This window comes from Candidatus Binatia bacterium (genome assembly GCA_023150935.1).
Taxonomy (GTDB): domain Bacteria; phylum Desulfobacterota; class Binatia; order HRBIN30; family HRBIN30; genus JAKLJW01.
In genome coordinates this window covers 56922-82402 of the sequence record JAKLJW010000004.1, presented here as the reverse complement: position 1 = coordinate 82402, position 25481 = coordinate 56922, and the positions used below count along the sequence as shown (strand labels likewise).

At 67.5% G+C, this 25481-nt stretch carries 18 protein-coding genes, 1 tRNA gene and 1 pseudogene; 6 read left to right on the top strand and 14 right to left on the bottom strand.

The window, feature by feature from the left end; translation table 11 throughout:
- Nucleotides 1-314 precede the first annotated feature (314 nt).
- The 3 genes and pseudogenes from L6Q96_04475 to L6Q96_04465 form a co-directional block, all read right to left on the bottom strand.
- Nucleotides 315-548 (bottom strand): annotated as a pseudogene (locus tag L6Q96_04475) (Txe/YoeB family addiction module toxin).
- A gap of 29 nt (nt 549-577) precedes the next feature.
- The gene (locus tag L6Q96_04470; GenBank protein ID MCK6553826.1) at nt 578-826 is read right to left on the bottom strand and encodes a type II toxin-antitoxin system prevent-host-death family antitoxin; all 249 of its coding nucleotides are present in this window, start codon (nt 824-826) and stop codon (nt 578-580) included.
- Between the two features lie 912 nt (nt 827-1738).
- A tRNA-Val gene (locus tag L6Q96_04465) sits at nt 1739-1812 on the bottom strand.
- Between the two features lie 148 nt (nt 1813-1960).
- Between L6Q96_04465 and L6Q96_04460 the strand changes: the two genes are divergently transcribed.
- The 3 genes from L6Q96_04460 to L6Q96_04450 all read left to right on the top strand — a co-directional run bounded on the left by L6Q96_04460 (nt 1961) and on the right by L6Q96_04450 (nt 6047).
- Nucleotides 1961-3721 (top strand): glycosyltransferase family 39 protein, encoded by a 1761-nt coding sequence (locus L6Q96_04460; GenBank protein MCK6553825.1) that lies wholly within the window; start codon nt 1961-1963, stop codon nt 3719-3721.
- Nucleotides 3722-3724: 3 nt separating this feature from the next.
- Complete coding sequence (locus L6Q96_04455; GenBank protein ID MCK6553824.1) at nt 3725-4459, top strand: DUF1638 domain-containing protein; 735 nt, start codon at nt 3725-3727, stop codon at nt 4457-4459.
- Between the two features lie 151 nt (nt 4460-4610).
- A complete protein-coding gene (locus L6Q96_04450) occupies nt 4611-6047 on the top strand; it encodes an ASKHA domain-containing protein (protein ID MCK6553823.1) in 1437 nt (478 codons plus the stop codon).
- On the opposite strand, the gene L6Q96_04445 is transcribed toward L6Q96_04450, so the two are convergent.
- The 4 genes from L6Q96_04445 to L6Q96_04430 form a co-directional block, all read right to left on the bottom strand.
- On the bottom strand, nt 6034-6987 hold the full coding sequence (locus L6Q96_04445) for an alpha/beta hydrolase (GenBank protein ID MCK6553822.1): 954 nt from the start codon (nt 6985-6987) through the stop codon (nt 6034-6036). The genes L6Q96_04450 and L6Q96_04445 overlap by 14 nt on opposite strands.
- Before the next feature lie 65 nt (nt 6988-7052).
- Entirely contained in the window at nt 7053-7799 is a 747-nt protein-coding gene (locus L6Q96_04440) for a 3-oxoacyl-ACP reductase FabG (protein ID MCK6553821.1), read from the bottom strand.
- A gap of 186 nt (nt 7800-7985) precedes the next feature.
- Nucleotides 7986-10712 (bottom strand): glucosidase, encoded by a 2727-nt coding sequence (locus L6Q96_04435; GenBank protein ID MCK6553820.1) that lies wholly within the window; start codon nt 10710-10712, stop codon nt 7986-7988.
- A gap of 58 nt (nt 10713-10770) precedes the next feature.
- Nucleotides 10771-12138: a TrpB-like pyridoxal phosphate-dependent enzyme gene (locus L6Q96_04430; protein MCK6553819.1), complete on the bottom strand. Its 1368-nt coding sequence runs from the start codon at nt 12136-12138 to the stop codon at nt 10771-10773.
- A gap of 158 nt (nt 12139-12296) precedes the next feature.
- Here L6Q96_04430 and L6Q96_04425 point away from each other — a divergent pair, with 158 nt between their 5' ends.
- A complete protein-coding gene (locus tag L6Q96_04425; protein MCK6553818.1) occupies nt 12297-13013 on the top strand; it encodes a DUF4326 domain-containing protein in 717 nt (238 codons plus the stop codon).
- 24 nt (nt 13014-13037) lie between these two features.
- Here L6Q96_04425 and L6Q96_04420 read toward each other — a convergent pair whose 3' ends face one another.
- The 6 genes from L6Q96_04420 to L6Q96_04395 all read right to left on the bottom strand — a co-directional run bounded on the left by L6Q96_04420 (nt 13038) and on the right by L6Q96_04395 (nt 22229).
- The gene (locus tag L6Q96_04420; GenBank protein MCK6553817.1) at nt 13038-16151 is read right to left on the bottom strand and encodes a CusA/CzcA family heavy metal efflux RND transporter; all 3114 of its coding nucleotides are present in this window, start codon (nt 16149-16151) and stop codon (nt 13038-13040) included.
- Between the two features lie 4 nt (nt 16152-16155).
- Nucleotides 16156-17373 (bottom strand): efflux RND transporter periplasmic adaptor subunit, encoded by a 1218-nt coding sequence (locus tag L6Q96_04415; GenBank protein ID MCK6553816.1) that lies wholly within the window; start codon nt 17371-17373, stop codon nt 16156-16158.
- A complete protein-coding gene (locus L6Q96_04410) occupies nt 17370-18647 on the bottom strand; it encodes a TolC family protein (protein ID MCK6553815.1) in 1278 nt (425 codons plus the stop codon). Before L6Q96_04410 ends, L6Q96_04415 begins: the two co-directional genes overlap by 4 nt.
- Nucleotides 18648-18845: 198 nt before the next feature.
- Entirely contained in the window at nt 18846-19316 is a 471-nt protein-coding gene (locus L6Q96_04405) for a hypothetical protein (protein ID MCK6553814.1), read from the bottom strand.
- 35 nt (nt 19317-19351) lie between these two features.
- Entirely contained in the window at nt 19352-20707 is a 1356-nt protein-coding gene (locus L6Q96_04400) for a dockerin type I repeat-containing protein (protein MCK6553813.1), read from the bottom strand.
- 157 nt (nt 20708-20864) lie between these two features.
- Nucleotides 20865-22229 carry a hypothetical protein gene (locus tag L6Q96_04395; GenBank protein MCK6553812.1) on the bottom strand — a complete coding sequence of 455 codons (1365 nt, stop codon included), beginning with the start codon at nt 22227-22229 and terminating at the stop codon, nt 20865-20867.
- Between the two features lie 138 nt (nt 22230-22367).
- Between L6Q96_04395 and L6Q96_04390 the strand changes: the two genes are divergently transcribed.
- Nucleotides 22368-22736 carry a hypothetical protein gene (locus tag L6Q96_04390; protein MCK6553811.1) on the top strand — a complete coding sequence of 123 codons (369 nt, stop codon included), beginning with the start codon at nt 22368-22370 and terminating at the stop codon, nt 22734-22736.
- Nucleotides 22736-23236 (top strand): hypothetical protein, encoded by a 501-nt coding sequence (locus L6Q96_04385; GenBank protein ID MCK6553810.1) that lies wholly within the window; start codon nt 22736-22738, stop codon nt 23234-23236. Before L6Q96_04390 ends, L6Q96_04385 begins: the two co-directional genes overlap by 1 nt.
- A gap of 41 nt (nt 23237-23277) precedes the next feature.
- On the opposite strand, the gene L6Q96_04380 is transcribed toward L6Q96_04385, so the two are convergent.
- Nucleotides 23278-25434: a right-handed parallel beta-helix repeat-containing protein gene (locus L6Q96_04380; protein MCK6553809.1), complete on the bottom strand. Its 2157-nt coding sequence runs from the start codon at nt 25432-25434 to the stop codon at nt 23278-23280.
- Between the last annotated feature and the right edge of the window lie 47 nt (nt 25435-25481).

Genomic DNA, 25481 nt, shown 5'->3' with positions numbered 1-25481 from the left:
TCCGGCGCCGACTGGTGAGCTTCGGCGTTCGGCTTCCACTCCGTACACGTACTCAGCGAAGCGGTACACGTACTCGTACACGGACTGAGGGCACGCAGCGATGGAGTTGGACCACGAGCGGTTGGACGTCTACGAGGGAGCGGCCGCCGGCTGCCCGGCAACCCGGCACCGCTTAATCCCGCGGCTCTGTAGTCACGGCAAACACGTCGATGTCGAGAACACCGCGTAAGGCGAAGACGTTTCGGACAACCGCCGCATCCGACCGCCGCCGGCGCACCCCTACGTCCCGGAGGAACCGATCCGAGGCGCGAATATCAGTAATAATACCGACGCTGCGCAATCTGCAGCTCTCGTCCCGATCCCTTGCCGACAACTCGGTAGACCAGGCGATGCTCGCCGGTGATCCTCCGCGACCACCAGCCGCTGAGGTTGCCCCGCAGGGGCTCGGGTTTGCCGAGTCCCGAAACGGGGCGGCGCTTCACGTCCGCGATGATCCTATCGATGCGCTGAGCCGTCTTCGGATCTCGCTTGCGAAACCAGCGGTAGTCTTGCGCAGCACCGGCGGTTCAGCGCTCGATCATCCGCTCGGATTGCGAACGAAGCGCCGCCGGTTCGCATCGCGCACGGCCCTCTGCAGGCGCCGCGCGTTCTTCGGGCTGCGCAGGAGATGGAGCGTCTCGGCCATGGCCTCGTACTCTTCCAGCGCGAGCATGATCACGGCCGGCGCCTTCCGTCGGGTCACGATGACTGGACGACGATCTTCGACCACCGATTCCATGAGCTTCGCGAGCTGTTGCCGGGCGGCAGTGTAACCGACGACATCCATCAATAACCGAACCTCCGAACTGTACCGTTTCTTGTTCGAATCGGCCGCGTCGGCGTCAACCGCATGTGGTGCGTAGTTCTCGCAATCCGATCTCGGGCCGCGGACGCGGACGGACGGAACGTAGGGACGGCACGCCAGGAGCTGCGCACCAAGGGCGGGGGCTGGTGTTGGACACCCACCATGCTCGGGGGCTGGTGTTGGACACCCACCATGCTCGGGGCCGCGCGGCGAAGCCGGCAGCGTTCCGGTCCGGCGCCGGCTGGTGAGCTTCGACGTTCCAAGAGATCGGTGAGGAGCGCAACCCAACCGGAGCGTGGTGGAGCGCGACCTCCGGGCGCGCTCGGGGCGGTGTGGGGCATGGCGGACACCACTCCGCCGCCCCGCCGAACGCGCCCGGAGGTCGCGTTCCACCGCCTGCGAAATCTCTGCGCGCCGCGAGGATTCTCGGAAGTAGTAGCGCAGCGCCCCCACAGGCCTTGGCGCGGAGCGAATGCAGCGATTGCCCTCGACGGCGCTACGGGCGTACGCTCGTGACCGGCATGGATATGCGGGTTGCGGTGCGGGATCTCCCCGACGACGATCGAACCCGCGGGTGGTACGAATTGCTGCCGCCCGCACCACCGGCGAGCCGAGCGGAGTCGCAGCGCAGCCGATCACCCAGCTTTGGCCTTTCCGGCCCGCCGGCGGCCAAAGGGGGCGTGTCAGCTTCCATCGGCAGGCCGAGAATACCTCGTCGTGGTCGGCCCGCCAAAGGTGACGGCCGTGAACTGGGAAACAGATATTGCCCCCCGGACAGGCGGGTTTGCACCCGTCGCACGAGAATCATGGATGCCTCGGTCGGTACCGCCGCAGCTGAGGTTCCCGAGCTCGCCACGCCGCCAACGTCGCGAAACAGTAGGTCAAGGATGGAAGTGGTCGCACGTGGACTCGAACCACGGACCTCCTGCATGTGAGGCAGGCGCTCTAACCAGCTGAGCTATGCGACCGACCGCAGCGTCGTGCAGGCGTTGGGGCTAACACAGCCGAATTGGGGGTTCAAGTGAGGACGGAACCGGTAGCCCGGGGTTGGGTTCCGTCCTTGTTAAGGTGGTAAGGTGCCGCCCCGTCAGGGTTTAACCCTTCCCGGGATCGACAGTGGCCAGCCTCCGGCATCCAGCCTCAATTCTCCCTTCGCCCAGCCCCCGGTCTCCGGCCTGCGGCCGCGTCCTCCATCTGCTCGTCCTCACCACCCTCGCCCTCTTCGTCTTCGGCTATCGCGCGGATTCCGCTGACCTGCGCGACGACGCCGACGCCGTGCAGCCGCAGCTCATCGTTCACGTCGCCAACGGCGACGGCTTCGTTCTCCCTCGCCGCAACGGTGTGCAACTCCCCGAGAAACCTCTGCTCTACCCGTGGCTCGGGGCCCTCTCCGCCACGCTCCGCGGAAGCGGCGTCGACCTGCTCGACGTCCGCCTCCCGGCGCTGCTCGCCGCCGTTGCCACCGTCGTCGCGACCTATCTCTTCGCAAGCAGCATCGCGGGCCCACAGGTCGCCCTCTGGGCCGGCCTCGTCCTCGTCACCACACCCCAGTTCGCCATCGGCGCTCGCGACCCGCGGGTCGACATGGTGTTCGCCGCCTGCGCCGTCGTCGCCATCATGCTCGGCTGGCTCGTCTGTGCCGGCAACGCCGGCCACCGCTCCGCTCTCGTCGCCGCCCTGTGCACCGGCCTGGCCGTGCTCGCCAAGGGACCCCTCGGCCTCGCACTCGTCGCCCTCGTCCTGAGCCTCGGGGTGATCGTCCTCCGTCCCGGTCGCGGCTGGAGAACCTTCCTCACACCCGCCGTTCCGGCACTGGCCGCCGGGCTTCCCGCAGTGTGGTACGCCGCCGCCACCGTGGTCGGCGGACGCGAGTTCCTCGCTCTCCATCTCCTCGAAGAGAATGTCCGCCGCCTCACCGGGGGCCTCGACCGCTCACCGCCCTGGTATTACGTCGAACCGCTCGTCACGCTCGGACTGCCATGGACGCTGCTGCTGCCGTGGGTGGTGGCCGGCGGCTGGCGACCCGACCGCCGAGCGAACGACCCGACTGTCCAACAGTGTACCAGCCCGTCTGCCGACCTGCGCTTCGTCGGGCTCTGGTTCCTCGGGATGCTCGCACTGTTCACGCTGTCCGTCGGCAAGCGCCGGGCGTACCTGCTGCCGCTGCGGCCGGCGCTCGCCATCCTCGTGGCGGCGTGGCTGGTGCCGGCCTTTGCGCGGGGCCGCGGGTCGGTCCTCGCGCGGGCGATGCCCGCCGCTGCCGACGCGGTAATCGGCGGACTGACGGCGGTCGCCCTCGCCGGCGTTCTCGCGCTGTGGTTGGGTGCCGGCGGCTGGGGCATGCATCACCAGGGCAGCTACCTGTACTGGTGGCGCGTGCACCTGCGGGATCACCTGTTGCCGGTCATGGCGCTCGTTGTCGGCAGCGGCATCGCCATCGACCTCACGATCCGCTGGTGGCTGGCAGGCCGCCGCGAACTGGCCGCGTGCGCCCTCGTCGGACTCGCCACCCTCGTGCTAGGCATCGGCGTTTCGGCCGACCAAATCATGCGCGGCGAGGCCGTGTCTTTCCGGCCGTTCGCCGCCCAGGTTAACAGCGTGGTGCCGGCCGGCACCACGCTGTCCTTCCTCGACGTCAACCAGCAGTTCACCAACTCGTTCCTGTTTCACGTCCGACGCTCGGTCGCCGTGCGGCAGGCGCCGGACCCTTCGGCTCCCTGCATCGCGCCGGCGCCGGGATACTATCTGCTGAGCGAAAAGCGCTGGGATGCAGCCCAGTGTGCGGCCGACCCGCGCTGGCGCGAACTCCTCCGGGGCGGCCCGGAAAAGGAACGGCAGCGGTTTCGGCGGCTGGTGCTGGCAAGCTATACGGGATGACCGATGCGCTACCTGTTGGTCGCCTGTGAGGTCCTGCTGCGCGAACTCGCCGACGCCGTGGCGCACTCGCCGCATATCGTCGACGTCGACTTTCAGCCGAAGGGGCTGCACGACTCCGGCTGCGTGCGCATGCTGCAAACTCTGCAAGCCGCCGTCGACCGCGCCGAGCCGTCGCGCCACGACGCGGTGCTGCTCGGTTACGCCCTCTGTGGCAACGGCCTGCACGGCCTAAAAGCGCGCGGCGTGCCGCTGGTGGCACCGCGGGCTCACGACTGCATCGCCCTGCTCATGGGCAGTCGCCAGCGCTATGCGCGTCACTTCGCCGAGAATTCCGGCGTCTTCTACCGCTCGACGGGCTGGGTGGAACGCGGCCGCGGCATGGAACAACTCGGCGTCGACGGCGAAGCCGGCATCACCCTCGACGACCTGATCGCGCGCTACGGCGAAGACAACGGCCGCTACCTCTACGACGAGATCGCCCGCGTCCGCCGGGTCTACCGGCAGTTGACGTTCATCGAGACCGGACTCGAACCGGATGAAACCTGCGCGCAGTCGGCGCGTGCGGAGGCGGCCGAAAGCGGGTGGGCATTCGCGAAGATCCCCGGCGACCTGCGCCTGTTTCGCGCCCTGGTCGCCGGCGACTGGGACCCCGCGGATTTCCTCGTCGTCGAGCCGGGCTATCGGATCGTGGCCAGCTACGACGACGGCGTGATCCGCGCGGAACGGATTCCGTCGTGAAGACCCGGTCGACCAGTGCCCCTCTGCCGGCGGACGCGGTTCGGGCAAGCGTCACGGTTGCTACGTTCCGCCGGTGCGGGGGGCAGGCACAGGGCCTGCGCGTCCCCGGGCAGGCACGAGGCCTGCCCCTACCGGAGGGGATTCCCGACTCATGACCCACCGGCGCTTGCGCTACGATCCGGCGCGGGACGGCGCGATCGAGGATTTCCTGTTCGATGCGGGGGTCGAGTTCCCGTGCGGTGGCACCTCGCTCTGCGGCGGTTGCGCCATCCGAGTGGTGGCCGGGGAGGTGCCGGTCACGCCCGGGATGAGCGAAGCGCTCACCGAGCAGGAAATCGCCGATGGCTGGCGACTGGCCTGCCGTGGAGTCGCCGGTGGTCCGATCGAACTGGAGGTCGCGCAATGGTCGCGCGAGATCCTGACCGACGAGACCGCCGTGCCGTTCGAGCCGCGACCGGGCGCCGGCGCGGCAATTGACGTCGGCACCACGACGCTGGTGGCACAACGCGTCGATCTTGCCTCGGGCGAAGTTACCGCCGTGGAAACGGCGCTCAACGAGCAGGCACGCTACGGGGCCGATCTCATGAGCCGAATCGAGCACGCCCGGCGCGAGCCCGGACGCCTCGGAGAGATCATCCGCTCGCAGCTGCGCGCCATGCTGAGCGGCATGGGGCCGCTGGAGGAGATCGTGCTGGTCGGCAACACTGCCATGCATCACCTGTGCTGCGATCTGGACGTGACGCCGCTGTCGTTCGTGCCGTTTCGTTCCCCGACGCTGGGCCTCCGCGCACTGCCGCCGGCCGTGCTGGGCGCGCCGGCAGCGTTCTTGCCGTGTATCGGCGGCTTCGTCGGCAGCGACCTGCTGGCCGGAATCGTGGCCACCGGAATGCTCGACGCAAGCGAACCGACCGCCCTGCTCGATCTTGGAACCAACGGCGAAATCGCCGTCGGCGACCGACACGGTATCGTCTGCGTCTCGACCGCGGCGGGTCCGGCTTTCGAGGGCGGGCGCATCGGCCGGGGCATGCGGGCGGGGCACGGCGCAATCGATCGGGTCGACGTTCACGACGGCCGCCTCGTGTGTCACGTCATCGGCGGCGAGCAGGCGCGCGGCCTGTGCGGCAGCGGCGTCGTCGATGCCGTCACTGGCGCGCTTGCGCTCGGATGGATCGACGGTAGTGGCCGTCTCGCCGGCGGCCGTGGGTCCATCCCGCTGGCCTCGGACGTGGCGCTTTCGCAGACCGATGTCCGGGAGCTGCAACTCGCCAAGGGCGCCGTGGCTGCGGGATTGCAACTGCTGTTGGGCGATCGGGTGTTACGCACCGACAGGGTGTTTCTCGCAGGGGCCTTCGGCAACTACGTTCGCGCCGAAAGTGCGCGCCGCATCGGTCTGCTTCCCGCGTGGGCGACCGCACCGGTCGCCGCCGGCAACGCCGCCCTGCGCGGCGCCCGCATGCTGCTGCTGGCGCCGTCACGGCGGCAGCAGCTACTCGACCGCATCGCCGCCGATGTCCGCCACCTCGAACTCGCCGCCGATCCCCGCTTCGAAGACGCGTTCGTGGAAGCGATGCGCCTCAAGGGGGGGTGAGGGCCTGGCGCAGGAACCTTACGATCGCCTCGTTCGCCTGACGGGCAATCGCAATCGGGAAGGCGATGAAGCCGTGGATGCCGCCGGGGAACACCAGCAACTCGGCGCGGTTGCCCGCGGCGAGCCAGCGGGCGTGCATGAACAGGCTGTCGTCAAGCAACGGGTCGAGCGTTCCGATCGTAAAGATCGCGGGCGGCAGGTTGGCGAGATCGGCGTACAGCGGCGATACGTCCGGATCCCGGCGGCGGGCGGCCGGAACGTAGTGGTCGGAGAACCACTGCATGATCGGGGTGTTGATGACCAGGTTGCGCGTGCCCCAGCGGCGCGCGCTCGGCGTCATGGCGAGATCGAACACGCCGAACGTGAGCATGGCGCCGGCGAAGCCGGTGAACCGGTGGCGGTCGCGCATTCGCAGGAGGGTTGCGGCGGCCAGATTGGCGCCGGCGGATTCGCCGCCGATGAGGAGGCGGTCGGTGCCGAATTCGCGCCGCGCGTGCGCCGCCAGCCATACCGCCGCCGCCTCGCAATCGTCGGTGCCGGCAGGATACGGGTTCTCGGGAGCGAGCCGGTACTCGACACTTACAACGGCCACCTCGGCGTGCGCGGCCAACCCCGACAGCGGCACGTCGTGATGATGCGCGGCGCCGAGCATGAACCCGCCACCGTGAATGTGCAGGCAGACGCCCTTTACGGTGTCGGGGATGAACTGGCGAAGCGTTATCGGACCGGCCGGACCGGGAATCCGGCGCTCGGTCGCCGAGTCCACACGCACCACGGGACCGTACAGCGACGCCCCCGACTCGCGCGCGTCGCGAATCGCCTGCGGCGCGAACTCCGTGATCGGCGGCTGCGTCGCAATCAATTGCTCGACGGTGTCATTGAACGCGGCCGTCTCCGGATCGACCGCCTCCGAAAGAAACGCTGCCGGATCGAACGTCATCGCCTTCCTCCATTCAATAACCCCCTCACGCCCCCAAGCCCCCGCGTCCTCACGCCCTCGATCTCTCAAACCATCGTCAACCCCCCACTGACCGACAGTGTCTGACCGGTGACGAACGCCGCGTCGTCGGACGCGAAGAAGGCCACCGCGGCGGCGATTTCGGCGGGGTCGGCGAGGCGGCCGAAGGGGATGGCGCGCTTGAGGGCCTCGGCGATCTTCGGATTCTCGGCCGAGATGCCCTGCAGCAGTGGGGTATCGGTCGGACCGGGGCAGACGACATTTACGTTGATGCCGTAGCGCGCCAGCTCGCGCGCCAGCGTTTTCGAGAAGCCTATGATGCCGGCCTTGGCGGCAGCGTACACGGCCTCTCCGGTGGAGCCGACGCGGGCGGCGTCCGAGCTTATGCTAACGATGCGGCCGGCCCGGCGCGCAATCATACCGTCGAGCACGGCGCGGGTACACGCGATCGGGCCCCGCAGGTTGATGGCAAGCACCCGGTCCCAGGTGTCTTCCGTCGACTGCACGAAAGGCTCGACCTTGTCCCAGCCGGCGTTGTTCACAAGGACATCGATACGTTGCAGCCGCTGCTCGGCGTTCGCCACGGCGCTACGAATCGACCCCGAGTCGGTGACGTCGAGAGTCAGTCCCAACGCGGCGCCGCCGATCTCGGCGGCGGTCTTCTGCGCACCGGAGGCATCGATGTCGGCCGCGACCACCGTCGCCCCTTCGGCGGCGAGCCGGTTAGCGATCGCCCGCCCGATGCCGCGAGCGGCACCGGTGACGAACGCGATCTTCCCGTCCAGACCCTGCATCGTCAGCTCCTGTATTGGCGGCGTCCACCATGATCGAAATCGCGAGCGGTGTGAAGAGGGACACGACCAGGGCCGAAGTCGCCAGCGGAGCCGTGATACGCCTTCCTGGGAACGCGGGCGTCCCGCCCGCTCCTTGCCAGGCGCTTGAATTCACCGGCGAGCGGGCTGGACGCCCGCGTTCCCGGGCTATGTGCGTTGCCGTTGATGTCCGCCGGCGACTGCCGGCCGTTCCATTCCGCTTTGCTGCAACAGCTTGGCCACCAGCGCGGTCCAGCCGGTCTGATGGCTGGCACCGAGTCCCGCGCCGGTATCTCCGTCGAAGTACTCGTAGAACGGAATCAGATCGCGCCAGTGAGGGTCGGTCTGGAACCTTTCCGTGCCACCGAATACCGGCCGCCGGCCGCCCTCTCCGGGCAGGAAGATACGGGTCAACCGCCGCGAGAGGTCAGTGGCAACCTCCCACAGAGTCAGTTCCTTGCCCGAGCCTACGGGGTGCTCGACCCGGAATTCATCGCCGAGAAAATGATCGAACTTCTGCAGCGACTCAATGAGCAGAAAGTTGACCGGAAACCAGATCGGTCCGCGCCAGTTCGAATTGCCGCCGAAGATGTTGGTGCGCGATTCCGCCGGCTCGTAATGGACCTCGTACCGCTCGTTGCCGATCTCGATCGCGTACGGATGGTCGCGATGGACGCGCGACAGGGAGCGAATGCCGTGCGGCGACAGGAACTCGTTGGGATCGAGCATGTAGCGCAGCACCCGCCGCAGGCGCGCCCGATTGACCAGCGACAGAAAGCGGCGTGGGCCGGCCTCCGTCGAAACGATCTCGATGAAGTCCGCCAGTTCCGGCCGGTTCTCGATGAACCACTGCAGGCGCCGCTTGAACCCCGGACAACTATCGACATCTCCCGGTTCGAGGGTCTCGACCGCAAACAGCGGGATCAGCCCCACCATCGAGCGGACCCGCATCGGCGTGGCGGCGCGACCGGGCATGTAGAGCACGTCGTAGTAGAAACCGTCACGCCCGTCCCACAGATCTATGCCGTCGCGCCCGAAGTCGTTCATGGCGCGGCAGATGTAGACGAAGTGCTCGAAGAACTTGCTGGCCACGTCCTCGTAAGCTTTGTCCTCGCGCGCCAACTCGAGCGCGATGGCCATCATGTTCAGGCAATACATACCCATCCAGCTTGTGGCGTCGGACTGCGCGAGCCGCGCACCGCTGGGAAGGTGGTCGGAGCGGCGGTCGAACACGCCGATATTGTCGAGCCCGAGAAACCCGCCGTCGAAGATGTTGCGTCCGGAGGCGTCCTTGCGGTTCACCCACCACGTGAAGTTGAGCAGGAGCTTGTGGAACACACGTTCCAGGAAGTTCCGGTCGCAGCGGCCTCGCCGCCGGCCCTCGATCTTGTAAACGCGCCACGCCGCCCACGCGTGCACGGGCGGGTTGACGTCGCCGAACGCCCACTCGTACGCTGGAATCTGCCCGTTCGGGTGCATGAACCACTCGCGCAGCATGAGAATGAGCTGTTGCTTGGCGAAGGCGGGATCGACGAGCGCCAGAGCCACGCAGTGGAAGGCGAGGTCCCACGCCGCGTACCACGGGTACTCCCACTTGTCGGGCATGGAGATGACGTCGCCGTTGAAGAGGTGTTCCCACTCGCAATTACGGCCGCGGAGGCGCGGTGCCGGTGGCTCCGGCATACCCACATCGCCCCGCAGCCACCGCTTCACGTCGTAGTGGTAGAACTGCTTGCTCCACAACAATCCCGCTAACGCCTGACGCATGACCGCACGACCGGCGGCGTCGAGGTCCGCGGGGATAACGCCGGCATAGAACTCGTCGGCTTCCTGCCGGCGCTGCGCCACCGTGGCGTCGAAGGCGGAAGCGAAGGGGTCGCCGCCGGGCGCGATCGCCGTGTCGGTCAGACGAAGCCGCAGCGTAACCGTTTGTCCGGCGGCGATCGCCAGTCGATAGTGCGCGGCGGCCCTGGTGCCGGTTTGCCGAGGGTTGACGGCGGCGGCCACGCCGTTGACCACGAAGTCGTCTATACCGTCCCTGGCGTAGGTCGGACCGTCCGTGGCGCCGAACAGGCGGCGCGTATTGGTTTCGTTGTTGGTGAAGAGGAGCGGCGGCGCACCGGCGGCATAGAGCCAGCGTGAGCCGTAGTACCCGTGCTGCACCGCGATGGTAGCGGCACCGGCTACGGGATCGTCGCGAGTCGCGTGAGGGCGGCGCTCGCCGACGCCCCACGACCAGGTATTGCGGAACCATAGCGTCGGCAGGACGTGGATTTCCGCCGTCTCGGGCCCGCGGTTGGCGACGTGTATGCGAACGAGGATATCTTCCGGCGCTGCCTTGGCGTATTCGATCTCGACATCGAAGTAACGATCGCCGTCGAATACGCCGGTATCGATCAGCTCGAACTCCGGCTCATCGCGGTTGCGGCGGCGGTTTTCGTCGACGAGGCGGGCATACGGAAACGCCGCCTGCGGGTACTTGTAGAGGTACCGCATGTACGAGTGAGTCGGCGTCGAGTCGAGATAGAAGTAGTATTCCTTGACGTCTTCCCCGTGATTGCCTTCGGGTCCGGCCAGCCCGAACAGGCGCTCTTTCAGGATCGCATCGTGCCCGTTCCACAGCGCGAGGGCGAAGCAAATCAGGGCGTGGCGGTCGCAGATGCCGGCAATGCCGTCCTCGCCCCAGCGATAGGCGCGAGAGCGCGCCTGATCGTGGGTGAAATAGTTCCATGCGTCGCCGCCGGCGCTGTAGTCCTCTCGTACCGTGCCCCACTGCCGTTCGCTGAGGAACGGCCCCCAGCGGTTCCAGTGGCGCGTACGTTGCGCGGTTTCATCGAGACGCTGTTGTTCGGCACCCCTGGGAACGTTTGTCGCGGTTGGGGACGAGGCCTTCATATGGACGACGATGCCGGGCCGGAGGAGGGTTCGAGGGAAAAGAAAAGCTGCGGGGCGGTCATGCCGCCGCCTGCGGCACGGTGGGCAGTGCGGCAAGCGTCGAGTCGATCGACTCCTGGGTAAGCTCGACGTCTTCGAGTTCGCCCGACAGATACTTCTCGTAGCCGACGAGGTCGAAGTGGCCGTGGCCGGAAAGGTTGAAGACGATGCACGGCGAAGTGCCCGCCGCCCTGGCTCGCAGCGCCTCGTCGATCGCCGCCCGGATGGCGTGAGCGGTTTCCGGTGCCGGGCACAGCCCCTCCGTGCGCGCAAACGTCACCGCCGCCTCGAACACTTCGCTCTGGCGGTAACTCGCCGCTTCGAGGACGCCCATGTGGCGCAGCAGCGAAACCATGGGCGCCATGCCGTGGTAGCGCAGGCCGCCGGCATGGATCCCCGACGGCATGAACCCGTGGCCCAGCGTGTACATGTACGCCATCGGCGCCAGGCCCACCGAATCGCCGAAGTCGTAGGCGTACTTGCCGCGGGTGAGACTCGGACACGCCGCCGGTTCGACGGCAATCAGGCGCGGCCCCTTGCCGGCGAGCGTGCGCGACACGAACGGGAACGCAATGCCGGCGAGATTCGAACCGCCGCCCGCGCAGCCGATGATCATGTCGGGCGTTTCGCCGGCGAGGGCCAACTGCTTCTCGGTTTCCAGACCGATGACCGTCTGGTGCAGGCAGACGTGGTTGAGGACACTACCGAGGGTGTAGTTGGTGTCGGGGCGCTTGGCGGCATCTTCCACCGCCTCACTGATGGCGATGCCGAGCGAGCCGGAGCACTCGGGGTCTCGGGCAAGGACGGCCCGCCCGGCCTCGGTGTCGGGCGACGGCGACGGCACCACCTCGGCACCCCAGAGGCGCATCAGCGACCGCCGGTACGGTTTCTGTTCGTAGCTGACGCGCACCATGTAGACCTTACACTCGAGGCCGAACAGACCGCAGGCGAAGGCGAGACTGGAGCCCCACTGACCGGCGCCCGTCTCGGTGCTGAGACGCGCCATGCCGGCGATCTTGTTGTAGTACGCCTGCGCGACCGCCGTGTTCGGCTTGTGCGAACCGGCCGGGCTGACCGACTCGTTCTTGTAGTAGATGCGTGCCCGGGTACCGAGATGCTTCTCGAGATTGACGGCGCGAACGAGCGGGGTCGGCCGCCACAGGGCCAACTGCTCGCGCACCGGCTCGGGGACGGGTATCCACCTTTCCGTGGCTACCTCCTGCTCGATCAATGCCGGCGGAAAAATGGCCGCCATGTCGGCAGCCGTCACCGGCGCTCCGGTAGCGGGGTGTCGATGCGGGGGCACCGGTCGCGGCAGGTCGGCAACCAGGTTGTACCAGGCTTCCGGGATTTCCCGCGTCGAGAGCACAATGCGACGTTCGCTCACCGTGGACTCCTCATGCTTCGGCGAGCCGGCTGCCGAAAGCCCCCGCAACCGGCCCTCGATTTTCTTGCTTCCAATACCGTGGTCCTCCCGATAAAACCAATGCCAATATACACTTGGCCTTTGCGATGCCATTTGCCGAGGATGGGCATGCAAGCCCGATGAACACTGGGGCACACATCGTCGACACCGAGACTGCGTCCACAGTGGCGCGGCGGGTTCGCGCGCGGGCACGCCGCTGCTGGCGCAACGCCGCCACGGCGGTACACCACCTCGGCCCCGCGGCGCGCTACGTCGAAGGGTGGGTGATCGTGCACCCACGCGATCCCTACGTTATCGAGCACGGCTGGTGCGAGGTCGACGGGCGAATCGTCGACCCGAGCTACACCGAATATGTGACCCGCGGGCTAAGCCCGCTGGACCCGCCGCTCGCTTACTTCCCGGGCTACCGATTTTCCCCACGCGCGGCCGCCTCGGCGCTGACCAAGAACCGATTGCCGATTGCGTGGAACGGCGGCGACGGGCCGTACGAAGCCGCTTTCCGCGAAGCGTGGCGCGAGGTGGCGACGCGAACGTCGGCCCCCGGCAACCCCGTTAGAACCCAGCTCGTCAACTGCCGCACGGTGCCGTTCGACGTCTTCATTGGCAGGCCCTCGCGATGGGCAAGCCCGTTCCATTTCGATCGGGACGGTTCGCGCGAAGCCGTTATTGCCCGCTATCGGCACTGGCTGATCCGTCAGCCGCTACTGCTGCGCGACGTACAGCACCTGCGCGGCAAGGTCCTCGGCTGCAATTGCCCGCCGCGCCGCTGCCACGGCGAAATCCTCGTCGAACTGGCGAATGTGCATTTGGGGGCCGCGGGGGCCGCGGGGGCCTGAGGGCTTGGGGGCGTGGGGGCCTGCTCAGGGAATTGCGATGCGCTCACGGGCGGCGCGGCGACGCTCTACCCGGCTTTCGATCATTTCGTAGAGGGTCGGCAACACGACCAGGGTGAGCAGCGTCGACGTCACGATGCCGCCGATCACCACCGAGGCGAGGGGCCGCTGAATCTCCGCTCCGGCGCCGGTCGATATCGCCATCGGCACGAACCCCAGTGACGCCACGAGTGCCGTCATCAGCACCGGCTTCAGTCGCCTTCCGGCACCCGTCACGATCGCTGCCCGCAGCGTCATGCCGTCGCTGCGCAACTGATTGATCGCGACGATGAGCACCACGCCGTTGAGCACGGCAACACCGAACAGCGCGATGAAACCGACCGATGCCGATAGGTTCAGGTTGATGCCGCGCAGCCACAGGGCGGCGACTCCGCCAATGAGCGCGAACGGAACGTTGAGGATGACCAGCGCCGCCTGCCGCACCCGGTCGAAGGTCACGTACAGCAGAATGAAGATGATCGCCACCGACAGCGGCACCACCACCGCCAGCCGCCGCGTCGCCCGTTGCTGGTTTTCGAACTGTCCGCCCCAGCGCATGTAGTAGCCCATCGGCAACTGCACCGCGGCGGCGATCCGGTCTTCCGCCTCGGCTACGAAGCTACCGATGTCACGGCCACGGACGTTCGTTTGCACCACCAGGCGCCGCTCGCCGTCCTCTCGATTTATGACCTCGGGGCCGCGCACCGTGTGCACGCGCGCCACCTGCCCGAGCGGCACCCGTTCGCCCCCCGGAGCGGTGAGCAGGATGCCGGCGACCGCCGCCGTGTCCTTGCGCAGGTCGTCGGGAAACCGCACCGCGACGCCGAACCGCCGCACCCCGTCGAGTATCTCGGTGGCCACCGTACCGCCGACTGCCGTTTCCACCACTTCGCGCACGTCGGCGACGTTGAGTCCGTAGCGGGCCATCTGGTCGCGGTCGATGTCGATCTGCATCTGCGCGGCGCCGGAAAGGACTTCGATTTGCAGGTCGGCTGCGCCGCGAACCCTGGCCAGCACCTCGGAGATCTTCGTGCCCAGACGCTCCAGTACGGCCGCGTCCGGACCGAATACCTTCACCGCCACGTCGGCCTTGACCCCGGATACGACTTCGTCGAGTCGCATCGCCATCGGTTGCGTAAAATTGAAGGTCACCCCGGGCATCCCCGAGAGCTTCGCCGCCATCGCATCGATGAGTTCCTCCTTGCTGCGCCCCGTGGTCCACTCCTCGTGCGGGTGCAACAGGACGTAGACGTCCCCCTGGTAGATGCCCATGGCTTCGGTGGCCAGGTCGGGCCGCCCGATCTTGGTCACAATCCGGCGCACCTCGGAAAACTCGAGCAATTGCTGTTCGATGCGAGTCGAGATGGCGGCGGAGTCCTCGAGTGCCACCGACGGCAGCTTGCGGGTTTCGATCAGAATGGAGCCTTCGTCGAGCTTGGGCATGAACTCCGTGCCCAGCAATGGAATCGAACCCAGTGCCACCACCACCGCTAACGTCGCCACGCCGATCGTACGGAGGCGGCGGTCCATCTGCGCAGCGAGATGGTGGACGTACAGGACGCGCAGGCGTTCGAACCAGTCCTCGCGATGCTTGGCGGTGTCGAGCCGCAACACCAACGAGGCGAGCACCGGGATCGCCGTGAGCGACAGGACCAGCGACCCGAAGATGGCCGAGCAGACGGTGATCGCCATCGGCCGGAACATCTTCCCCTCGAGACCCTGGAGCGTGAAGATGGGTAGATACACCGCAATGATGATCAGCACCCCGAAGAGCACCGGGCGCGCCACTTCCGTAGCTGCCGACGTGAAGAAGGCGCGGCGCTCGGTTGCCGTTGCCGGCAGCGCAGGCAGGTCTTCCCGGCGGCGGATGAAGTTCTCCATCATCACCACCGCACCGTCGACGATGAGCCCGAAGTCGATGGCGCCGAGGGACATCAGGTTGGCCGATATCCCGAAACCCCGCATGCCGAGGAAGGCCGCCAGCAGCGACAGGGGGATGACCAGCGCCACGAGCAAGGCGGCGCGGACATCGCGCAGGAACACGAACAGCACGGCGACCACCAGCAGCGAACCCTCGATCAGGTTCGTACGCAACGTCCGCGTCGTGCGATCGATCACTTCGGTTTGATCGTAGAACGGTTGCAGCTTCACCCCGGCGGGGAACGATCGCTCGATCTCGTCGACCCGCGCCTTGACGCGCTCCGCGACGCTCTTCGCGTTCTCCCCCTTCAGCAAGATCACCATGCCGGAAACGGTTTCGCCCTTGCCGTCCCGTGTCACCGCCCCGTTGCGCGGCATGGGGGCGACGATCACGTCGGCAACGTCGCCGACGAAGACCGGCACACCGTCCTTGCTCGCCAACACGATGCGCTTCAGATCGTCCACGCCGGCTGCCAGACCGAGGCCGCGGACCGTATAGCGCTCCGAGCGATGTTCGATGAAGCCCCCGCCGAACGCGGTGTTGTTATCGGCGAGGGCGCGCAGCACCTGGCGCAGCGCCAGCCCGTATTTCTCCAGTTTACGGGGATCGACGACAACCTGAAACTGCCGTGTCTGCCCACCCCACGAATTCACTTCGCCCACGCCCTTCACCGAGCGCAGGCGCTGGCGGACTTCCCAATCGTGCAGCGTCTTGCGCGTCATCAGGTCGTTGTCGTCGCCCTCGATCAGGTAATGGTAGATCTCGCCGAAGGCGGTGGCGACAGGTCCAAGCGTGGGCTCGACGCCCGCCGGGAGGCGGGCGCGCGCATCGTTGAGGCGCTCGGTAACGAGCTGGCGCGCGAAATACGTCGGCACGTCGTCGTCGAACACCACGGTCACCATGGCCAGCCCGAACTTCGACAGTGACCGTACCTGTTCGGCGCCCGGGACGCCCATCACCGCCGTCTCGATCGGATAGGCAATGCGATGTTCGACTTCCGGCACCGCCAGGCCGGGGGCTTCCGCAACGATAACGACCTGGTTGCTGGTCAGGTCCGGAAACGCCTCGACGGGGATCGTTTCGTAGGCGGTGACGCCGACGACGACAAGGGCGGCAACCCCGATGAGCACCAGAAACCGCTCGCGCAGGGCGAGGGCCACGAACCTGTCGAGCGGCGACATCGGCTCACTCCTCGGCCGCCGCGCTCTTCAGCAACTCCGACTTGAGCAAGAAACTGCCCGCGACCGCGAGGCGTTCGCCGGCGGCCAATCCGGCGGCGACTTCGACACGCCCGCCCGCCTCCGTGCCGGTGGCGATCGGTCGACTCGTGAAGGTCTCCCCGTCGGTAGTCACGAACACCACCTGCGTGCCGTCGAGGTCCTGCACCGCATCCGTGGGTACGGTTACGACCTGACGCGGCGCGCGCGTCTCGAAGGTGATGGTGGCAAACATGTTGGGCTTCAGCCGGCCGTCGGGGTTGGGGACGCTGCACCGTACCGTCACGCGGCGGGTGATCGGGTCGAGCGTATCGCCGACAAAGACGATGGTGCCCGAAAAAGTCTCGGCCGGATACGCGGCGACGCGCAGGGTTACCGGCGAGCCCACGCGCAGCAGCGGCAGAGCCGTCTCGTTGACCTCGGCGAGTGCCCACAGCCGCAACAGATCGCTGACCACGAAAAGCGGCGCGCCCGCGGTGACCGCCGTGCCCTCGGTGACGAGGCGTTCGAGGACGGCCCCGCCGATCGGCGAGCGCACGGGGATCTGCTCGCCCCCTTCGCCGCGCGGGTCGTCCCCGGAAGTGATGCCGAGATGCTCCATCACCTCCGCGGAGCGGCGAACTTCGGTGTTCGCCATATCGAGCGCCTGGACGGCGAGGTCGCGGTCGACCTGGGTTCGCTGAACCTCCTGCAACGAAACGGCCTTGTCGGCAAAGAGGCGGCGGGCGCGCTCGTCCGCTTCGACGGCGTATGTGAGTTCGGCGGTCGCACGTTTCCGTTCGGCAAGGGCCTTGCGGTACGCCGCCCACGACTCGTGAATTATGTGGCTGTGGAGCTCGGCAAGAACCTGTCCGGGGTGCACGCGGTCGCCCACCTGCACGAAGACGGCGAGGACCTTGGCTTCGACGATGGCGCCGATGCGGGCGGTGAGCGCTCCGTCGACCGCCAGAGTGCCCGGGGCCTCGAGTTGCTCGGTGCGTTGCTCCGCGCGGGCCGGCTCCACGACGATCCCGGCGGCCGTGCGTTGCGCGGCATCCAGCCGCACCGTGTCGGCTGCCTCGTGGACCGCCGCCACCGGCGCGGGAGGGGCCGGCCGTGATCGCCATCCGATAATGGCGGTGGTGGCCGCGACGGCGACGAGGCCGCCGAACACGATCAGCTTACCGACGGGCCGTGGAGAGGTCATGGCGCCAGCTCGGCGGGCAGGTCAACTTGCACTTCGAAGGCCCGGGCGATGGCTTCGAGGGTCACATCGAGCGCATCGCGATGCGCCTCGGTATGGACACGTTCCGCGTCGACGAGAGCCAGGACGTTGCTGCCGAGCTCGCGAAAGGTGGAGCGGGCTGCCTGCCGTGCGACGTGAGCCGGCTCGACGAGATCGGCATCGATTCGGCGCGCCCGCTCGGTCAGGCCCCGCGCGCCGGCGATCAACGCCATCGCCTCGGCGGCGAGCTGACGGCGCAACGCCTCGATGTCGGCGGCGGCGGCGCGTTCTTCGGCTAGGGCGCGTTCGATGTTGCCGGCGTTGGTGTCGAGAACGGGAATCGGCACCACCACCCCCATGACGATAGTGTCGCGATCGTCGACGCGTTTGTAGCCGCCAGTGACGAGGGGGTCGGGAATACGCCTGGCCTTCTGCAGCCGTACCGTCTCGTGGGCGCGCTCCAGGCGGGCCCGCGTCGCGCGCAACAGCGGTTGCGCTTCGACGATGCGCGCGGCAAGAACATCGGCGCTTTCCGGAGGCAGGTCGATGAGGGGCGGTTCGACCAGTCGAGCCGGCGCGACGGGAGTGTCGTCGCCCATGTTAACGCCGAGGGCCAGCGTGCTGCGTTCGAGGTCGAAGCGGGCCTGGGCGAGTTGCGAGTCGACGCGGGCGGCCTCCGCCTGCAACTTCGCGAGGTCGGCGGCAGCGGTATAGCCCTGAACGACACGGCGGCGCACCACCTCGAGGAGCGGGTCGAGTTCGGTGCGGTTCTCGGCGAAATACGCGGCGAGTTCGCGGGCGCGGACGGCCGCCAGGTAAAGGCGCATGGTGTCGAGTTTGACCTGGCGTTCGGCCAGTTCCAGTTCGGCCCCGCTGGCTTGCAGGTCGGCGGCGGCAACCGCGGTGCGCGTGCTGCGTTTGCCGCCGAGTTCCACCGGCTGACTGAGCAAGGCGAAGAAGTCGAGTGGCGGATTGCCCGCCGTAAATACGTTGCTGTCGACGCGAACGTTTTCGGCTCTCGCCTCGAACAACGGGTTGGGGAAGCGACCGGCCTGATGGAGAGCGCCACGCGCCGCGTCGACGCGGTCCGCCGCGGCCCGTAGCTGCGGCGCCACCCGCTCCACGCGCGCGATCGCCGCCGCCAACGGAAGGGGCGCAGGCTCCTCGATCCCCGAGACGGAAGAGGCAGTCATGACCGCCACCACGATCAACGCTCGGAGCGCCGGACGCGCCGCGTCGGCTAACATCAGGCGCATCCAAACCACTCCGCCCCTCGGCGTGCAAGGTCCCGGCCCGCGGCAACAACCTTCGCGGCGCCGCCGGGAGAGAGCCGGCACCGCCACATCCGCCATCCGCGTCAACTGCACCGGCGTGCTACACGGGAGTCGCGCCCGACAGCCCGGCGGGGGCGACTCCGACCCCGAATCGTCCGAGCGGGGGGCCGCCAGGACTCCTCATCGATAAGGTCTCTGACCGCCCGAAGACGACTGGCCGGGCCCGAGCGGGGCGCGTTCCTTCGGCGGGCCGATGATCTTTGCGTAGTCGAGCATATCGCGCTCGAGTTTGCGGATGTCGCGAAGGATCTTGGCCCGCAGTTCTTTGCCCTTGGGTTCCTCGTCATCGACGAGCGAGTAGGTCCGGCTCGCCAGGGGGCGTGTCTTGCCGTCGCCTTCGTCGGCGAAATCGCTGGCCTCGAAAGAGATTACGCTCTCGCCCTCCCGGGAGTTCTGCACGGTGATAACGCTGACGATGCGCTTACGTTCGGCCGGGTGGGGGGTGGGCGCCGGTGGCGGCACCACGGGCCCCAGCTCCATGATTACCGGAGGCGACACCGCCTGAGCGTGCGCCGATGCGGCGCCGAAAAGCGCGGCGCCAAGCGCCAGCACCGCCACGCCTGCCCGGTGCGCACCGCGGCCCGGTTGCATACCCCGCTCGCTCGGTCGATCGGATGCCGTCACGCTCAGCCCCCCACGTTGAGAATGATGCTCTTAACCGCGCTGGCGTTGCCGGCGCCGTCGAGCCATTGCACGCTCAGTCTGGTCCGCCCGTCCGGAAGACGCAGGGCGCTACTGAGGACGCTGCGAGTGCACGCCTGCACCAGGCTTTGTTGCCTGTTCACGAAGGCGATGTCGGTACTGAACGGGTCGAGCGTGCAGGCAAGGCTGCTCGCCGTCACTACCTCTATGCGACAACCGAGGTCGTTCAGCGCCCTTGCCACGGCCGCGTCGGATGGGTTGTAAGTCTGCACCCTGGGCACTCCGCCGAGCGGGAAATCCGGTAGGGGTCCGGCGTCGCAAACCGTCTCGCTGCCGTTACCGAAGTCGTTATCCGCCCAGAGTCGGAACCCCGGCGCCGCGTCGGGGTTGTCTGCGTTGTAACTGTTGGTGCTGGGGGGGCTGCTGCTGGAACCGGGGCGCGATTCGACCACGATGTAAAAGAAAGCGCCGAACGGGCGCGTGTAGACGTCATCCAGACCTTCCTTCCCCGACGAGGCGACGGGAAAGCCCTCGGCGTTGGCGAGGCCGAAGTACGTGATCTGCGGACCCGGCAGGATGATCGAGGTCGGCGTGGGCGTCGGCGTCACCGTGCGCGTGGGCGTGATCGTCCGGGTGCGCGTCTCGGTCGGCGTCCCGCTCTGCGTGGGGGTAAGACTCGGCGTCCGCGTCAGGGTGGCGGTGCGCGTGGCAGTCGGCGTCTTGCTCGCCGTGGGGGTGCGGCTTTCGGTCGCGGTGCGGGTCGGCGTGCGGGTCGGCGTATCGGTCCGCGTCGGGGTCGTCGTGCGCGTCAGCGTCGGGGTTCGCGTTCCAGACGGAGTTGGGGTCGGGGTGGTGGTACGCGAACTGGTGGGGGTTCGCGTCGCGGTGCGAGATGGCGTGGCGGTACGGGTGACGGTCGGGGTGTGCGTGGCCGTGCCGCTCGGAGTGAAGGTGCGCGTCAACGTCGGTGGCGGAGACGTCGGGGTAATCGTCGGCGTTTCGCTGGGAGTCGGACTCTCCGTCGCCGTGGGTGTCTCGCTTGGGCTCGGGCTCACGGTTACGGTCGGCGTCTCGCTGGGGGTCGGGGTCGGGGGCAGCGTCGGTAGAGCGAGAACGACCCCGACGGCATCGGCGATCGTGACGGCCCCGTCCCGGTTAACGTCGGCGGTGGCACACTCGGATGGCATACCGAACACGATGTCAATGACGGCCTCGAGGTCGAGGGTATTCACGAATCCGTCGCAGTTGGCATCGCCGTGCAACTGCCCGCTGGCCACGGGCGCGACGCCGAGCACTCCGAGGAACACAACCAGAACCGCACTCCTGCGAGGTCCGTTCACGTCCTAACCTCCACGGCGAGGCATTTTCGCAGCCGCACTGCTTAGCCGGAATCGCCGGACCACGCCAGTTGGCTACGCTTACAGAATAGTCGAGTCGACCGCCGATAGTCGACAGGCAACTCACGACCGCCGATCCGCAGAGCCGTATTGGAACAACTCACTGCACGGCCCCGCGGTCCTCGAAGGTGAACACCGTCAGGACGTCGCTGCCCTGAAACTGGTGCAGAGCGGGGAAGTTGAGGACGAAGCGCGCGGGAGCGCTCGACCAGTCCGTGCACGAGAAATTCCGTCCGGTACGTTCAAGCTCCAGCGACGAGTCGCCATTGTTGAAATTGGCGATCGTCGCGCGCGTCCGTGCCGTGGTCATCGCGAAGGGCTGCGGTCGGCCCCCGTTCTCATCGCCGCATGGGAGGGAATTTTCGATCGCCAGCACGAGCGGCAACCCGCTGATATTTAGCTGTGGCACGGGCGCTATGATCGCGGCACCCGGGCCGCTATCGCCGAGGCTCTGATCGAGATCGAGCAACCCGTTGCAGACACCGGGATGCGCGCCGGCAGTTCCGCACACTCCCTCTTCGAACTCGGGATCGGGATCGCACTGGGCGTCGGACCGACACGGCTCCCCGACGCGGCCCTCGGCGCAAGTGGAGTCATCCAGGCCGCATACGGCGCCGGTACCGCAATCCGCATCGGACCGGCAGAGTTGTCCGGTGTTACCGGTGGCGCATATCCGGTTGCGGCCTTCGACCGTGCCGCCGGCGGCGTCGCACTGCTGGACGTCGAACCCGTCCACACCCACCTGTCCCACATTGTGGTCGATCGCGGTGACGATACTGAAGTCGAGCCCACCCTTGCAGGCGACCACACCGGCCGCGGACACCGGCAACTGTGGCTTCAGACACAGCACAAGGCCGACGTTGGCGCCGTCGACAAATATGTACTCTGATCCACCGACAACCGCGATTGTCGCCATGCCCGTGGCATCGGGAATCCCCGCTTCGAGGTCGAGGTAGGCGTCCTCCACCACACCACCGGTCTGACCGCGAAATCCCCCAACCTTCAAGATAAACCGCGGATCGAGAATCGCCTCGAAGGAGCTGGCGCTCGGATCGATAACGAACCGCCTGCGGCCGAGCGCCGTCGGCGACGGCTCGGGTGTAGGCGACGGGCTCGGCGTCGCCGTGCCGACGACGGGACAGCCCTGCAACACGTGGCCAACGGCCACGACGATCTCGTCGATGGTGATAGCGGCGTTTGCATCGAGGTCGCCGGCGAGGCAGACGGCAGTCGTTTCGCTGCCGCCGGCAATATTCACCAGTACAATAACGTCGTCGATGGTCACGGTGCCATCGCCATTGCAGTCGCCGCCGCACGCCGTGGGGCTCGCCGCCTGCGCCGTCGCCAGCGGCAACATCAGCGCAAAGGCGAACACGATCCTGCCGATCGACGCCGCGGCGCAGGTCGCTACACGCAGTCCGTCACGGTCTCGGAATCGTTTCGCCGTTCGGCTGAATGCCATCATCGTCCCCCTGCAGTCGCGAGGTAAAGGGCAGATCCGTTCCGGCGCGCCACCCAGCGGCGTGCCGGCCGTCAAATTGACAGAAGCCGGGTTGGCGGCATAGTACGGATACAATTCGATTTTTGGAAGGAGAATCGCACCATGACAAGAGTCGCGCTCTTGTTGGTGGCCGTCCTATCGATCTGGAACGTCGGCACGATGCCGGACACGGCACTGGCGCAGGACGCCGTCACCGTCCAGGGCGAGGTGGTCGACCTGTCATGCTATCTCGCCAAGGGAAGTCGCGGCGCCGCGCACAAGTCGTGCGCTCAGATGTGTGCCAAGCGTGGGCTGCCGCTCGGCGTGCTCACCGAGGGCGGCGATCTTTATCTGCTCCTCGACGACCACGACAATTCGGATCCGTACGACCAGGTCAAGAAGGATGCGGGTTTGCGGGTCGAAGTCAGCGGCAAGCGTTTCGTCAGGAACGGCATGAACGGAATCGTCGTCGGCAGCGTCAAGGAGCTGTGATGTCGCGCGGGCCGCACGCGGGTCCGCGCCTCGCTCGGCCACTGCGGTGGTGGCAGCTCCTGGCCACCGGGTTCGGCCTGTATTGGGTCTGCGGGGTCGCCGGTTGCGCGGGGGACGGTCCGCCGCCGAAGACCGGCGGCGAGTACGACGCCATCCAGGCGGACATCTTCAACGTGCATTGCCTCGGCAGTGGTTGCCATAACGTTCTGGACAAGGCCGGCGGTCTGGTACTCGAAGCGGGCCTTTCTTACGACGACCTGGTCGATGTGCCGCCCGAGAATCTGGCGGCTCGCGACGCCGGCATGCTGCGGGTGAGAGCGCTGGATGCAACGGGGAGCTTTCTCCTGACCAAGCTGATTGGGCCTGCGGCGGGGGAGGGTTCGGCGATGCCGTTGGGTTCCAGTCCGCTGGCGGCTGGCGATATCGATCGCATCCGCGACTGGATTCTTGCCGGCGCCCCGCCGCCGGCCACGCCGCCCCCGGGAGCCTCGATCGACTGAAGCGGGTGCGCGTCCCGAGTCGAGCGGGACCAGGGACGCGCTCACTCTTGCGGCGGCTCAGTTGCCGCCGCGCCGTCGGGTTGCGTGCACAACGTAAACGGTGTGCTGGTCCCGCCGCCTTGAATCCGGACGCTGATTGAAACCGGTTCGACGCAGGCAAAGGGCATGCGCACCGCAAGCATCGTCGGCGTTACCGCTTCCACCCTGGCCTCGACCCCGTCGATCAGCACGCAATTGCCGCGCAGCGGGCTGCAGCTATTTCGGGTTTCGAGGTCGACGCACTGGGCGTCGTTACTGTGCCCGTCGATGGCGTTGAAGCCCGTCCCGAACAAGCGCACAAGCTCGCCCGCGCGCCCGGCGAGGGGCCGCGCCGCGGTTACCACGGGAGCCCGCTGCGAGCGGTGGGCCTGCGCCGGCACGAAGGCGGTATGCACGCCGTGGTCGCTGATGTCGTAAGCTGCCACCGCGCCATCGTCGCAGACCGTCGAGCGCCCGCACTGCTCCCACTGGTTGTTCAGGGCCATCACCGGAGCGGCGGTAGCGTTGCGGAAATTGTCTCCCGCGCCGCTGCGGCCGTTCTGCGTAAAGGCATTGTGCCCCGCACTCGACGGTCCGCCGAAGTCGACTCGCGAGGTATTCTCGACCGAGGCACCGTGCGTGCCGTTGCACGCCGCAGCGATGCCTTGGGCGATAGCGGTAGCCGCATCGCTGCCGCGGTTGTAGACGCGCAGGCCGGCGGTGGCGTTGGCTGCGAGGTAGTCGTTGGCAAGCTCGGCACGTGCGGTTCCAAGGACGACGATCCCGTTGGCGCCGTTGTGTCGGACGATGTTTCCGTTGGTGGCGAGTTCCGATAACACGCCGTCGCCGCCGTTGGCGGAGATACCGTTGCGGGCCGTCTCGTCGGGCCCGGCGTTGTATTCGACCACATTGTCGCGTGCGACTGCTCGGCCGCCGAGGGTCACCTGGATGCCGCCGTTGCGGTTGTCGCGGATCAGCGACTCCTCGATACGCGCGTAAGCCCCGGTGGTGACCTTGATGCCCTTGTCGGCCGCACCGGAGATCGCCGACCTGATCACGACGTTTGCGGTGCCGGCGAGGTCCATGCCGGCGTTGTCGTCGATACCGATACCGTCGCCGGTCGTTGCCGTGGTCACGGTGCAGCGTTCGATGCGGTTACCCCACGCCCCGGCGCCATTGATCGAGAGGACGTCGCGGTTCGACCCGCCGGCACCCGTCAAACCCAGACCGATGACGCGATTGCGGGCGCCGGCAATCGACAGCGCGGGTATATCGAGGCCGGCGGCGTCGACGATGCGCATACCCGCGGCGCCGGTGGCGTCGATACCGTCGATGGTGACGTCATCGGCTTGCAAGCGTGGGAGCGCGCTGGCGAGGGTAATCGTGGTCTTCACCCCGGCGGGGAAGGCCGCATCTGCGAACTGGATCAGAAATGGCTTTGGTGCCGCCTGAGCCGTCGTCAGCGCGTCTCGCAGGCTATCCGCGGCGACGCCGTCTTCGACGGTCCGCACGGTGGCAACCGCCGGGAAGACGGTGAACCGCACCTCGTTGTCTCCGGCCCCTGCGCCGAGCAGAAGGGTGTCGCGGTGTTGTACCTGACCGGTCGCGGGTTTGCGGACCTGCACCGTATGGACCCAAATCCCGGGGGCCAAATCGGTCAGACGCGGTGGCGACTCCCTGCCGGCGGTGTCGTAGGTAAGCGCCAGATCCGGCGCCGCCTCGCAACTGGCCGCGAGGCGGTAGCCGCTGACCGCGACGTCGAGCGCCTCGATTCCCGCCGGGTTGTCGAGGACGAAGGTCAGTGCCGCACCGTCCGGGGGGCACGGCGGCAGAGTCGGCGTGCTGGTTGCGGTCGCGGTGGCAGTGACCGTCGGCGTATCGGTTTCGCTCGGGGTGGGCGTTGGAGTGGCCGTGGCCGTGGTTGTTTCGCTGGGGCTTGCGGTAAGCGATGCGGTGGGTGTCGGCGTCACCGTGAAGGTTGCTGTGCGCGTTGCGGTCTCCGTCGGCGTCGGGGTCGGTTGCGCGAGCGTACCGATCAGCGACGGGAAATCGGCACTCGACAGACGCCCATCGGCGTTGGCGTCCGCCCCGGCGCAGAGGGATCCTTCGAAGACCGCAGTCGTCAGAGCGACGAGGTCGGAATCGTCGACGCGTTCGTCGCAGTTGGCGTCACCGGGCACAGCCGCCCGCGCCGCAGCGACCCAAGCGAGCCCTACGAGGCAACCAA